Here is a 13596-nt window from a genome sequence, read left to right as displayed (position 1 = left end):
GAGACGGTTCTCTTGGTCGAAAACCCATCTACCAGGGGCTTCATCCGTCTGTCAGCCCAACCGCCCGCCTGGCAAGTGAGGTTGGAAAGGGCTCAGTGGTGCACGGCACCGGTACAGGAGCGGTGGGCGGTCCGTTCGGTACGCCAACGAGTGTCTGTGAGCGGCGGCGAGGACCAACTGCTGCGCTTCTGGTCCCGGCCGCGGTGCCCCACCGAGGGGCGGACCGGCAGGGCTTCGGCGGCCCCCGCGGTCACGCGCTGCGCCGGGGCTTGCGGGCAGTCGTCTTCTTGGCCGCCGTCTTCTTCGCGGCCGCGGTCTCCTTCTTGGAGGCCGTCTTCTTCGTGGTGGTCTTGGCCGTCTTCTTCGCGGGCATCTCGTGAACCTGGGCGTCGGTGCCGGTGTCCTCGCCGCGCTAGGCCTTCGCCTTGTCCACGGACTCCTGCAGCGCGGCCATCAGATCGAGCACCTTGCCCGCCGGCTGCTCCGGCTCGGGTACTTCGGGCAGCTCACGGTCCTCGCGCTTCGCCTCGATCACCTTCTCCAGCGCCTCGGTGTAGTGATCAACGAACTCCGGCCCCTCGCGGCGATCGGCGGTCATCCGCTCGATCAGCTCCACCGCCTCCTCGACCTCCGCGTTTGCGCAGGTCCTGGTCGGTGAGCGGGATGACCTGGGTATTGGTCAGCTCAAAGCCTTTGCCGATCTCGTCCGGGCGGACCTCGCGGTCCTCGACCTCGCAGAACTTGCGCACCCGCACGCGGGCCATGTCGTCCAGGTGGTACTGGTGAAAGCGCACCGAGTGGTCCTCGGTCGCGCTCACCACATGAACCGGGACCGTCACAAGGCCGAAGCTGATCGCGCCCGACCAGATACTCCGGGGCATCACCAACTGCCGTGATGGCGGGCCCCGAGCCCTTCCAGGCTACGGTCCGCCCCGCTGCGCGGCACGGCCGCCGGCCTCACGGGGCGACGGCGTCCTCGTCTCGGTCTGGTACATCTCAGCCATGGCGTTAACTGCTGGGACCGGTCGACCCGCCAGGTCGTCCGCGGTCCCCACCAGTTCGGTTACCAAAGCACTCTCACCTCCCCGCCGTCAGCGGCCTGAACAGGTACTTCGCATAGTTTTCGGGCCAGGTGGCGGGCCGTGATGCCGATCATCGTCAAGAAGCGACGTCTATATGCCCTCATCATCAAGTGCAGGGCTTGAATTCTTCTTCCGATTCCGTGCTCGGATCACGAGGAGGACCATCACGGGGGCCACCAGGGCCAGTATCGCGCCTATCGCGATCTTGAGGATGACCTGAGACCAACTCTGCTCATGCTGGAGCCCCTCATACACTCGAAGAGACGTGTTGGCCAGGAATAGAGTCAACAGGAGCGGCAGGATATCCCTGAGCGTCTTCTTCATTCCAGAATCCCTATTTGGTTTGCGTCGATCGCCGGGGAGGATTGACAGGAACCAGGGTTCCTGTCAATCCTCCCCGGAGGCTACTGCATCATTGAAGTATGGATGCGATCGCCGATGGCCGTTGACTCAGCTCGCGAAGGATTCCAAGTTGGCGGCCAAGTGCGTCAGGACACCGGTTATCCCGCGTGCAGAGACGTGGACTTTATTCAGGAGTTTTTCGATTTTCACACCCAGGGCTATGATCTTGCTCCCCAGCCATCTGAAGAACTTCTTTCCTGTGCTTGTTTTTGCGAACTTCTTGATAGCGCCGCCCCCAAGAGCCCCGCCCACCAGACCGCCGATGAACTTTTGACTGGCTGTCTTCCAACTCCATCCACCGTCGAACCTCGTTTCGACGAAATACCCGGCAACCTCTCCGACGCCACCCATGGCAGCTGCGCAGATGAGGAATCCGGGACCGCTGACCGCGGCACAGACGGCGTCGCCGGCAGCGCCGACGCCGTAGGTGACCCCCTGCACGGCGATCTCGCAGGCCGTCCCTGAGATCCAACTGGAGGGGCAGAGGCCGTTGACGTCGGTGCAGTTGACCGGGTCACCGTTGCAGTAATCGTATGCGGTGGCACTGCCGTTTTGGACGGGGTCCGTCTGGAGGAAGCGGCCGGTCGTCGGGTTGTAGAGACGCTGGCCCATCAGGGTGACACCGGTGGGGGTGTCACTGGCCCGCTGGGCGGTGCCGAGCCAGCCGTAGCGCGAGGTGTTGGTGGTGTTGCCGTACTCGTCGTAGGAGTAGGCAGTCGCGGTGGTGGTGGCCGTGGCCAGGGTCACCGCGATGTCGCCGTGCAGGTCGGCCAGCTGGAGAGTGACGGAACCGCTCGCCGAGGTGGTCGCGCCCAGGACGCCGGCCACGTCAGTGACCGCCCGGCTGACCGACCCCGAGGAGTCGACGGTCCAGGACGGGTTGTCGGTGTCGTCGCCGTAGTGGTTGGTCGACGTGGTGCCGGTGGTCCAGGTGGTGCCGCCGTCGGTGCTGGACGCATTGGTGGTGGCCGCCTGGCGCTGTGCCGCGTCCAGGGTCCAGGTCTGTCGGCTGGTGCCGGTCGCCTCGCTGCGGGCCAGGTCGTTCGTGTAGTAGGTGTACGTTGCGTCGGGGGTGGCGGTGGTACGGCCGAACGCGTCGTAGGTGTAGCCGCTGTCCGTGATCCGGTCGGCGCTGTCGTAGGTGTGGGTCGCCGTCGTGGTGATCGTGGTCGTCGTGTCAGCGCAGTCCGTGGTGCTGCTGTCTGTGGTGAGCTTTGTACGGTCCCAGCTGGTCGCGGACGCGAAGGTATAGGCGCGGGTGGTGCAGGTGGCGCCAGTGTCGTCTTGTGCCTGGGTCAGACGGCCTGCCGCGTCGTAGGTGTAGTCGGTGCCGGTGGAGGCGCCGTTGTTCTCGGTGTGGTCGGCCTCCGCGCCCAGCACGGTGTAGTCGGCCTGGTCGTCGAGGACCGTGGTGTTCGAGGAGTCGGTGTAGGTGCGGCCGGTGAGGGTGCCGGTGGTGTCGTAGGTCTGGGACAGGGTGTAGCCACCGGGCGCGGTCTCACCAGTCAGGTTGCCATCGGCGTCGTAGGACGTGGCGGTGAAGGTGCCGGCCACCGAGTCGATGACCTTGGCCGGGTAACCCGTCGTGCCGTCGTAGGTGTACGTCGTGGTCGACGGCACCGAGTCCGAGACGCTCACCACGCGGTCCCGGCTGTCATACGCGGTGGTCGTGGTGTTGCCGGAGCCGTCGGAATAGGCGATCTGGCGGCCGAGGCTGTCGTAGGTGTGGGTGATGGTCTGGGAGTTGCTGGTCTGGGTGGCGAGCAGGCCGGTGGCCGTGTCGTAGGTGTATGCCGTGTCCGGAGTGTCCGTGCCCTTGCCGCCGCTGATCGCCTTGTTGATGACCCGGCCGACCGTGTCACGGGTGTAGGTGACGGTGCGGGTGGAGCCGTTCGCGGTCTCTGTGACGGTTTTGGGCCCACCGAGACGGTCGTAGACGTAGGACTTGGTGACCAGCTCAGAGGGGTTGGAGCCGCCGCCGGTGATGGTGGCGCCGGGCGCGGTCTGGCAGGTGAGGCCGGCCCACTCGGGGCGGCCCTGGCAGGTGCCGGAGCCGGTCGCCGACCAGTAGGTGGTGACGGTCTCGGTGGTGGTGTTCTTGTTCGGTCCGGTGGTGGACAGCAGGTTGCCGTCGCTGTCGTAGGTGTAGGTGGTGGTGAGGGCGAGCCCGGGGGGGTCGGTCACGGACGTCAGCGGGAGGCCGGTCGACCAGTCGTAGGTGCTGGTGCTCCTGGCCTGGTCGCCGTCGGCCGGGTATCCGATGACGCTCGCGCCCTTCGTCGCCGACGTGAGCAGGTCGGAGACCTTGGCGTCGCTGGGGCGGCCCTCGTCGTAGGCATACGCGGTGTGCGCGCGGGCCAGGGTCTCGGTTCCGGCGGCCAGGTCGGCGGCGCTGGTGCCGCCGGAGAGGGTGTGCTGGAGCGTGACCGTGTGCAGCGGCTCGTAGACGTCGGATGCGAGGGCGGCGCCGTCGGTGCCGGTGGTGTAGGTGGTCGTCGTGGAGAGGAGGTCGGCTGCGCTCGCGGGGCTGCTCGCGCTCGCGATGGCCCCTGCCAACAAGGGGTCGTAGCTGGTCGTCGTGCCGAGTGCCAGCTCCCGGTTTCCGGCGGTGAGTTCCCGGGTCACCTCGCCGTCGGTGTCGTACTCGGTGGTGGCGATGTGGCCGCCTGGGGTGGCGGTGTTGACCTGGCGGCCGTTGGCGTCGAGGTACCTGATGGTCGCGGTGGTGTAGGCGCCGGCGTTGAGGTCGGCGCCGTTGTGGGATGACGGTGTGGTGGTGGAGGCGGGGAAGACGGCGGCGCCGTAGACCGGGTTGTCGTGCTGGTCCCAGGTGGCGGTGGTGGCTTTATCCAGCTGGTTCGGCGCGGACGTTCCGGAGACGGGGACGTCGTAGACCACGCTGGTGGTGGCGGTGCCGTCGGTGGTAGAGGCGGTCCCCTGCTTCAGGGTCGGGCGGGAGGCGGACAGCAGCATCCCGTCGCCCGCGTCACCGCCGGTGCCGACCTGCTTGTAGGAGAACGTCCAGGGCAGCTCGCCCGGGTCCGTCTCGGTGGCGACCCGTCCGGCGCTGTCGTAGGTGTACGCCGTCTTCAGTGGGGTGTCCAGGCGCGGGTCCCAGACCTCGCGGAGGCGGCCCGAGGTGTCGTAGGCGTACTGGGCGATGGGCGTCGAGGTCGAGGCCGACCCGCCGGGGGCGGTGGCCCACAGCTTGATCTGCTGGACCTGCCCCGCGTAGTTGCCGAACGCGGAGGAGGTCGCGGTGGTGTCGGAGGCGTAGACGAACTCCAGCACCCGGCAGTAGGCCTTGGAAGGATCGGATATGCAGTCCGAGGCACTGATCGCGCTGGTGGGCGCGATGACGTACTGCGGCTCGGCGCGCACTGTGCCGTCGGAGAGGTTGACCGCCCGTGAGAACACCGTGGTGGTGTTCGCGGAGGAGTTGTTCACTACGTAGGAGGTCTTCACCTGCCAGGTCGGCGCGGTGCTGGACACCTTGGCGAAGGTGGTGACGCTGCCGCTGGAGTCCCTCAGCGTGTAGGTGTCGCCGGCCAGGGTCAGGTTGAGGTTCTCAGCCCCCGGCTCGGGGGTCCAGCCGCCGTTCGCGTTGAGGGTGAAGCCGGTCTGGCCGCCACCTGAGTCCATCACGGCGACCGAAGTGGTCGAGGTCTCGCGGATGTACGTCCAACGGGACGTGGACGCGGTGATCCCGGACGTCCAGTTGGGGCCGAAGATTGCGACCTGCCCGGACCGTCCCGCCCCGGCGAGCGGATCGCGGGAGGAGAAGGTGCGGGTGACGGCGGCGCCGAACGCGCCGGCATCCGTGGCGTCCAGGGAGAAGTTACCGGTGAGCAGGTTGACCGTACCGGGTCCGACGGCGCTGATGGGTGCGTTGTCGGCCTTGCGGTCGATGGTGACGGTCGCTGCGTCGGTGCCGTAGGTGTTGGTGCCGTCTGTGAACAGCGCCCGCACCTGGACCGGGCCGTCGTCGGTGAGCTGGCCGGTGGCCGCCCAGGTGAGGTCGTCGGGCTTCGCGGTGGCGGAGAAGGTGAACGGCCAGGAGGAGAGCGCTGAGCCGTCCGCCCTGGTCACGTACGTGACCGGGATCGGCTGCCAGGCGACGCTGTCGCCGATCCGGTACTGATAGGTCACCCCGGTGAACGCCCCGGACTGGGTGGCCGACAGGGTCACGTCTTCGTCCGTGGTGTCCCCCGTGACCGGAGAGGCCAGGCCCGCCTTGCCGACGCCGAAGGCGTAGGAGGTGGTGGAGGTGGAGATGTTGCCGCCGGAGTCGATGGTCCGCGCGTACAGGGTGTGCCAGCCGTTGCCCGGCTTGACGGTGATGGTCTGCGACTGGCCGCCGCTGCCGTCGGTGGTGTCCAGCGCGCTGTTGGGGACGGTCTTGTCGTCCAGACCCCACTGGTAGCCGGCGCCGTCGGTGGAGGTGGTGCTCAGCGTGCAGGTCGCACCGCTGCTCGACTTGTCCGTCCAGCTGCCTGAGGTGTACGGGGAGCAGGAGATCGTGGGCGCGTTCGGCTTGGCCACGTTCGGCACGAAGTACACGTACGACGACCAGGCGCCGTAGTCCGTGCCGTCGTAGCCGCGCACCCGAAGCCGCAGATGCGAGGCTGCCAGCTGGCTCGCGCTCGGCACTGCCAGGGTCGCGGTGCCTCCGGAGGAGACGGAGGACGAGGTCGCGGTGTAGGAGTACGACGTCTCGCCCGAGTAGGCCGGGTCGTTGGTGATCTCGAACTGGGCCTTGACCGTGGAACCGTCCGGGTCGGAGACCTTCGCGGACAGCGTCGGGGTGTACGTCGTCACGTACCGCTTGCCGTTGTACGCGTTGACCGCAGAGGGGGACACCGCGGCCGAAGTCGGCTTGGCCGGGTAGGAGTTGTAGGTCACGACCAGCTGCGGGGCGTACCCGGAGGTGGTGTAGTTCGCGGACCGGAAACGGCGCCAAGTCGTCGCGTCGGTCTCGTCGGCGCTGCGCAGCTGGATGCCGTAGTTCGTCGAGCCGTCCGCCCACGCCTGCACGATGGACTGCATGTTCCAGTTCGACCAGGCGGCCGGGCAGGACGAGCTGTAGCCCCAGTGGCCGGTGTTGGTCGCCATACCGGTCGTCGTCGTGGACGGCTGAGCGGACCAGGTCACCGAGGACGAGGACCAGGTGGAGGTGATCCGGCGGGCCTGGGTCGCGGCACCCGAGGTGGAGCACGTGGAGGAGTAGTAGTTGTACAGCTTCATCGTCGCCGAGGTGACGTGCGTACCGGTGAACTTCGAGACGTCGAACTTCAGGTAGGCGCGGGCCACATCGGTGCCGCTGTCGTACGTGCCCGACTTCAGCTCCTGCGAGGAGACCTGCGAGTCGGGGTAGTCCGGGGTCTGCACCCAGGTGTCCGTGGTGACGGCGAGCGTGGAGGTCGGATCGACGGTCACCGGATAGGTGGCCGTGTCGAGGAAGCCGGCGTCCGGGGTCAGGACGAGGGTCTGGGAACCGTCGTCGGCGGTCTCGATCTTCGTCGAGACCTGCTCCTCGTGCGCGGACTCACCGGAGGCCGGGTCCTTGGACGCGTCCCACATCATCGGCGCGGGCGCCTCGGCGACCAGCTTGCCGTCGCCATCCTTCAGCAGGAGGTGGCCGGAGCCGGCCTGGGACAGGGTCAGCCCCTTGAGGCGCAGCGGGATCCGGTAGCTGACCGCCTGGTCGGAGGGGCGACTGTCCAGCGTGATGTTCTCCGAGAAGCCCTGCGCCAGCGCCGTGGCCGACAGGGTCTGACCGTCGCCGAGGTCGTAGGAGGCGGTGTCGTCCTTGACGGTCGGGGTGGGGAGCTTGTCCGCCCAGCCCAGGCCGAAGGAATCCGATCCCTTTGTGACCGAGGCGAGAGTGGTGTCACCGCCATCCGACACAGCAATGTCCGCCGCTGCCACCTGCGGCTCAAGGTCCGGACCGGTGTCGGAGAGATCGGTATCGATGTCGTGCCAGGCACCGGCCTGCTTCACACGGACCGGGCCGGCGTAGTCCTCGGTCTGCATGCTGCCGTCCGGCAGCGCGTAGGTCGTCGAGTCGCCCGTGCGCTCCGACAACACCTCGATCTTCCGGTCCTGCAACCGGGCCATCAGGAGGGCAGAAGTGGCGTCCTTGGCCTCGGCGGCACCGTAATGGGTCTCCGCCGAAGCGGTAGACGTCACGGCCGAGGTGGTGGCGTCGTCGGGGAGAGCCACCGCCGTACCGGTATCGGCAACGGTCAGGGCGGCTTCGGCGACCAAGACGACGGCGGCCACCAAGCCTATCGCGCGTATGCGCGTCGGAGAGTGGCCGAAACTTCTCGGTCGACCGGCTCTGCCGAGTCTGCCGGACCGGGATCTGCTACGCACGGACAACCCCCGTGATCTTTCTGCTGGTGAAGCTATGGAGGGCAGATCTTTACATCGCCCACACGCAACTCCTTTGCGATCGCTGTGCACATCACCAAGAGAAAGCAAAGGTGATCGATGGAAAGCCTTGAATGATTCACGAAAGCCACTCATGACGCAGGTTGCAAACATGGACAATTCGCCCACTTTGGCCGCTAGATCACGTTCGGTCACCTCCGCACTGCAGGTGCGACCTTGATCAACCTTTTACGGAAGATCCACTCAACAGGGAAATTGATCATCAATAGGTGATTTATTTGCCCTACCGATGTGTTAATCCAGCCACCGTTGCCCCTGTGGGGAAGCGGGACACAACGGTGCGACTGAGCGGGGCGGATTTACCGGCTGGCCTCCCTCGCGCATCCGACACGCGAGCGATGTACGGATCGCGACACGCTCACGCCCGGGAGCGCCGTACGGTCGTTCCACGGATAGCAACCAGGCGATGACGCCGGGTCAGAGTGGGAGGGGATCCGAAGATGGCCAGCGCCCGTACGTATCCGCTGTGGCGGGATCTCGCGATGCGCGAAGACCTCCCCAGAGAGGCCCTCAGGCGCTGCTGCCCATCCCGGCCTGCCGCACCAAGATTGGCGGCCGGCCCGAGAAATGGCACCGCCGGGAGATCATCGACGCTATCCGCTATGTCGTGGACAACGGCGTCAAGTGGCGGGCCCTGCCCGCCGACTACCCGCCGTGGCAGACCGTCTACCACCACTTCGCCCGCTGGCACTGGGCAGGAGTAGGGGCGTTCCTGCGTGACCAGCTCCGCCGTCAGGTCCGCACTGGCCAGGGGCGATACCCCTGGCCAGTGACGCTGATCGTCGACAGCCAGTCCGTCAAGGGCGCCGAGACTGTCTCCAAGGCCACCCGTGGCTTCGACGCGGGCAAGAAAATTAACGGACGCAAGAGACACATCGCCGTCGACACCCTCGGGCTCCCGGTGATGATCACGGTGACGCCCGCCGACACCACCGACCGGGGCGCCGCCCGCGAACTCCTCTGGCGACTGCGTGTCATGCAGCCGCAGATCATCCAGGTCTGGGCCGACTCCGCTTACGTCGGCCAACTCACCACCTGGTCCGACGACTTCCTGAAGATGACCTTGAGGACCGTCTCCCGGCCCCGCGGCGCGATGGGCTTCGTCGTCCTGCCCCGACGCTGGAAGGTCGAACGGACCTTGGGCTGGATCACGAAGTCCCGCCGTAACGTCCGCGACTACGAACGTCTCCCACAGCACTCGGAAGCTCACCTGATCTGGGCACTCATCACGCTGATGACCCGCAGGCTCACCCGCAATAGCAGCGAGGATCAGACCTCAATGTAGGCGACGACGACCACGGTTATCTGCGGTTCTGATCTGGCCCTTGTTGTGTGAGGCACATGGGCTCATCAGTCCGTGTGACTGTGGGATATCTGCTGGTTGTGAGGCACGTGCTGATGGTCAGTCATCCGCGTCATGAAGTTCTGTGCTGCATGCGCCGAGTCCCCAGTCGACGGGCGCCCGCTGTGGGTCGTGACCGATGAGTCGTACCGGCTCCACCACGAGTCCTGCCTGTTCCTGGCCTCGCTGCGGGACATGGGCCGTTCGTTCAACACCGAAAAGGCGTACGGCATCCGGTCCGCGATGTTGCTGACCTGGTGCTCCGAGCGGGGCCTGGACTGGAAGCAGATCACTCTCCTGGACCTGGCTCGGTTCCTGCGGTGGCTGGTGGACGAGCCGCTGCCGCCACGCAGTCTGCGGGTCACGGCCCTGCCGCGGTTCCGACTGGAGAAGTCGGCGAACGCGGTGATGACCGGGGTCTTCGAGTTCTTGCGGTTCTGCTCGCGCAACGAGTAGGTGGATGCGGATCTGGTGGCCCGGCTGACGGAGACGAAGTACCTGAACTGGCTGCCGCCGGGCAAGGAAGCGGGCGAGGACGGCCAGTTCCGCACCGTGAAGACGAAGATTCTCAAGCTGCCGGAGCCGGTTGAGGAGGCCGTGGAGTATCTGACCCCGGAGGAGGCTGACCGGCTGTTCCAGGTCGCCACGCGGGCCCGCGACAGGTTTCTGGTGGCCTTGCTCGGCTGCACGGGAGAGCGGAATAGCGAGGCCCTGGGACTGCGGCGCCAGGACATGCACCTGCTCATTGACTCCCGGATGCTCGGCTGCCGGGTCGAAGGCCCGCACATCCACGTCCGGCGGCGGGCGAACAACGCCAATAGAGCCCTGGCCAAGTCCCGGTTCGCCCGGATCATCCCGGTGACCGAGGACCTCGCCGGGCTTTACGCGGACTACCAGCTCGAACGGGACGAGGTCCCTGAGGCGACCGCCTGCGACATGGTGTTCGTGAACCTCTTCCACGCCCCGCTGGGGCAGCCGATGCGCTACGGCACCGCGAAGGAGCTCTTCGACCGGCTAGCGAAGAAGACCCAGCTCACGGCGCGTCCGCAGATGCTGCGGCACGGGGCGGCCACGGCCTGGGCCCGTGCCGGCGTCGACGAGGACGTCGTCCAGGACCTGATGGGGCACATCTCCCGGTCCTCGCTGACGCCCTACCTGCACAGGACCGACGGGGAGAAGCGGGCGGCGGTCGAGCTGGTCGCGGCAAGGAGGCGGTCATGAACAGTCCTGCACCGATCATCGCTGATCCGGTCTCCCCGGACGTCCCGCTCGACCTGGCCTCCTGGACGGGCTGGCTGCAGGAACGGGTGGATCCCCTCTGGCGGCCGGGCGAATGGGCCCAAGAGGCGTGGTTCTTTGACGGCGACCTGGCCCACCCCCGCACGCGGGTCGACAAGTGCAGGACGACCTCGTGCTGGACCTTGATGCCCGCCCGCAGGGGGTTCTGCCGGCACTGCTCGGAGGTCCACCGCGACAGCGGGCTGAGCCGGGAGGAGTTCGCCGCCACCTACCAGCGGCCCCGCCGCATCCGGCTCGAGCAGGGTGCCGAACGCGACGCCTGCGTCCTGGAGCGGGACTCGGTGCGATGCGAGCGACCGATTTACACCCAGGACCTCTGCCGCACCCACTACACGAGCTATCGACGCCGGTTTAGCCAGACCATGAGCCTGGAGGAGTGGGTCGTCTCCGGCGATACCCAGCCGCTTCTGGCCCGGCCGACCTGCATCGTCCGGGGCTGCCCTCATCAGCGGGTGCTCAACACGTTCTGCAACCCGCACTACCAGTCCTGGGAGCTGGACCGCCGCCAAGGCGTCGAGACCGGTGACCCGGAAGCCTGGGCTTCGAGGGTGGCCTCGAACCTGCGGTCCAACCAGTTCTGCCTGCGGCCCCTGGAGGAGGCAGTCCGCTGGGAGGTTCTCTACGGGCTGCAGCAGCGAGATGCCCGCGGCGGCGCTCTTGAGCCGGCGGCAACCCGTCTGCTGGTTTCCAAACTCGGCGGGATCCCGAGTTTGCTGACCGTCGAGCCGGAGGACTTCGCCGCCAGGATGCTGAGAGGCAACAACATCGTCGCTCAGTTCCGCGAGTTCGCCCGGTCCATCCGGCTGGCGTCCTTGTCCTTCCGCGGCATGTCCCCCACCGACGCAGACCTCTGGGACCTCCCCTCGCTGGGGCTGAAGTCCGCGGGTCTGGGCGGCCGCCGGCAGCGGCACGGCCACGTCGATGCCAGCGCGATCCGCCAGCCCTGGCTCAGGGAAGTCCTCAAGACTTGGGCCGAGACCGTCAGCATGAAGAACGACAAGTTCAAGCGGACGTTCAACGCCTGCGTCGTCGCCTCCGACGCTCTCCATACCCGGCCAAGCGGCGGGCAGGACCTGGCCCGGCTGCGGTTCGCGGACATGCAGGCCGTCTTCAGCGCGATGTCCTGCATCCGCCGCAGCGACAACGGTGAACTCGCCAGCCGCAAATGGCGGATGGACTCCTCCAGCGTCTTCCTCGACCTGATCGACTTCGGCCGCAAGACGGACATGCTGGACGGTCTGCCCGGCAGCTTCGACCGGGACAAGACGCTCGTTCTCCCGCACGAGGAGACCATCGAGGATGCGGCAGGCAAGGCCGTCCCCGAACCCATCATCGACCAGATGGACGCCCACCTGGCCCTGATGGGAGCCGGGTTTCCCTACGGCGAGATGGAGCGGGCCGACATCGAACTGATGCTCCAGACGGCCTACCTGGTCCTGCGTGACACCGGCCGTCGTCCCATTGAGGTCGCCAGTCTGCGGCTGAAGTGCCTGGAGACCCGCAAGGGCGAGAACACTCTCCTCTGGGACAACGTCAAGAAGCGCCGCTACGGACGCAAGCTGCCCATCACCCGCGAGACCGCCGACGTGATCAGGACGTGGCAGGGCCGCCGGCGGCAGATCGAGGTCCCTTCCCGCAGCCGGAAGCACCTCTTCCCGTCGATCACCGACCGCAGCGGCTTCGCGCACATGGAGGCTTCCAGCCTGGCCAACTCGATGCGGGAGTGGGTCGCGGCGATCCCGGTGCTGCTGAGCGACGAACTCGACGAGCACGGCGCCCGGATGCCGTTCGATCGCACGCTGATCTTCCCCTACGCGTTCCGGTATGCCTATGCCCAGCGTCATGCCGACGCCGACATCCCTGTTGACGTGCTCAAAGAGCTCATGGACCACCGGTCGATCGTCACGACGATGTCGTACTACCAGGTGTCCCTGAAGCGGAAACGCGAGGCCATCACCACCATGCGGAGGCACACCATCGACCGTTCCGGTCGTCCGGCGCCATTCACCAGCACCACCGACTACGAGGCACAGTCAGTCGCCGTTCCGTTCGGCAACTGCCGCGAGCCCAGCAACGTCAAGGCCGGCGGCAAGGCATGCGCGATCCGGTTCCAGTGCGCCGGCTGCGGCTTCTATCGCCCCGACCCGTCCTACATGCCCGCGATCGAACAGCACGTCAACGACCTGCGAGCCGACCTAGAGACCGCCAAGGCGATGGACGCCGACGACTTCGTCGCGCGCAACCTCACCGACCAGATCACCGCGTTCACGAACGTAGCCGACACCATGCGCGACCGGCTCAGCAGTCTCCCCGAGGCCGAACGCGAGGAGATCGAGGAAGCCAGCGCGGTCCTGCGGAAGGTCCGCGCGACCCGGGACCATACGCTGCTGCCGCTGACCGTGATCCGTAAGGGAACTCCGGATGCCGGCTGAGACGTCCGAGAAGCCCTCCAGGACATCCTCGGAGGTCCTGAAAGCCGCACGTCAGCGGGACAGTGCCGACAAGCGCGGACGCGTCCTCAAGGCCGTTCAGGACATGCTCCGCGACAAGCGGCGCATCACCTTCGCCGCGGTCGCCCGCGAGGCGGACGTCTCTAGCTGGCTCGTCTATGCCCCTGGCCTGCGCGAACGCATCGCCCAGGCACGAACCCGCCAAGCCGCCCAGGGCCACCAAGACCAGCAGAGCGGACGGAAGGTCTCGACCGCCAGCGAGCAGACCGACCTGCTTCTCGCCCGCCAGGAGATCAAACGGTTCCGGACCGAGAACGGCCATTTGCGGCAACAGGCCCGCGTTCACCTCGGGCAACAAGTCGACCAGCTCGGCAACCACGACCTGGTCGACCGCATCAACGAACTCACCGAGGAGAACCTCCGGCTGTCCACGGCGGAACGGCAGAGGACCGCGGAGAACACGCAGCTCCGGCAGCGAATCACCGGGCTCGAAGACGACCTCGCCGCCGCCCGCACCAGCCTCCGCCGAATGATCCGCGAAAAGAACGGTCGGGAGAACACATGACGC

The 13596-nt window shown here is 66.9% G+C and carries 6 protein-coding genes and 2 pseudogenes; 5 read left to right on the top strand and 3 right to left on the bottom strand.

Annotated elements, in window-relative coordinates; genetic code table 11:
• Window positions 1–250: 250 nt before the first annotated feature.
• The 3 genes and pseudogenes from ACIRQ9_RS32050 to ACIRQ9_RS32040 all read right to left on the bottom strand — a co-directional run bounded on the left by ACIRQ9_RS32050 (window position 251) and on the right by ACIRQ9_RS32040 (window position 7766).
• Window positions 251–881 (bottom strand): annotated as a pseudogene (locus tag ACIRQ9_RS32050) (Ku protein).
• Window positions 882–1172: 291 nt separating this feature from the next.
• A complete protein-coding gene (locus tag ACIRQ9_RS32045) occupies window positions 1173–1406 on the bottom strand; it encodes a hypothetical protein (protein ID WP_404181333.1) in 234 nt (77 codons plus the stop codon).
• 126 nt (window positions 1407–1532) lie between these two features.
• On the bottom strand, window positions 1533–7766 hold the full coding sequence (locus ACIRQ9_RS32040) for a DNRLRE domain-containing protein (protein ID WP_404181330.1): 6234 nt from the start codon (window positions 7764–7766) through the stop codon (window positions 1533–1535).
• Between the two features lie 637 nt (window positions 7767–8403).
• Between ACIRQ9_RS32040 and ACIRQ9_RS32035 the strand changes: the two are divergent.
• The 5 genes and pseudogenes from ACIRQ9_RS32035 to ACIRQ9_RS32015 form a co-directional block, all read left to right on the top strand.
• Window positions 8404–9192 (top strand): annotated as a pseudogene (locus ACIRQ9_RS32035) (IS5 family transposase); the annotation flags it as partial.
• Between the two features lie 219 nt (window positions 9193–9411).
• Window positions 9412–9735 (top strand): site-specific integrase, encoded by a 324-nt coding sequence (locus ACIRQ9_RS32030; RefSeq protein ID WP_404181327.1) that lies wholly within the window; start codon window positions 9412–9414, stop codon window positions 9733–9735.
• Window positions 9736–10500 carry a tyrosine-type recombinase/integrase gene (locus tag ACIRQ9_RS32025; RefSeq protein ID WP_404181324.1) on the top strand — a complete coding sequence of 255 codons (765 nt, stop codon included), beginning with the start codon at window positions 9736–9738 and terminating at the stop codon, window positions 10498–10500. It abuts the gene before it with no gap.
• Window positions 10501–10586: 86 nt separating this feature from the next.
• Complete coding sequence (locus ACIRQ9_RS32020; protein ID WP_404181321.1) at window positions 10587–13010, top strand: tyrosine-type recombinase/integrase; 2424 nt, start codon at window positions 10587–10589, stop codon at window positions 13008–13010.
• Entirely contained in the window at window positions 13000–13593 is a 594-nt protein-coding gene (locus ACIRQ9_RS32015; protein WP_404181318.1) for a DUF6262 family protein, read from the top strand. Before ACIRQ9_RS32020 ends, ACIRQ9_RS32015 begins: the two co-directional genes overlap by 11 nt.
• Window positions 13594–13596: the final 3 nt, after the last annotated feature.

The sequence above is a fragment of the Streptomyces sp. NPDC101237 genome (assembly GCF_044767465.1).
Lineage (GTDB): Bacteria > Actinomycetota > Actinomycetes > Streptomycetales > Streptomycetaceae > Streptomyces > Streptomyces gramineus.
This window is presented reverse-complemented; position numbering and strand designations above follow the sequence as displayed.

Excerpts from the sequence above, each read along its gene's own strand:
- ACIRQ9_RS32045 (WP_404181333.1), bottom strand. The coding sequence starts at position 1,406 with ATGAAGAAGACGCTCAGGGATATCCTGCCGCTCCTGTTGACTCTATTC.
- ACIRQ9_RS32015 (WP_404181318.1), top strand. The coding sequence starts at position 13,000 with ATGCCGGCTGAGACGTCCGAGAAGCCCTCCAGGACATCCTCGGAGGTC.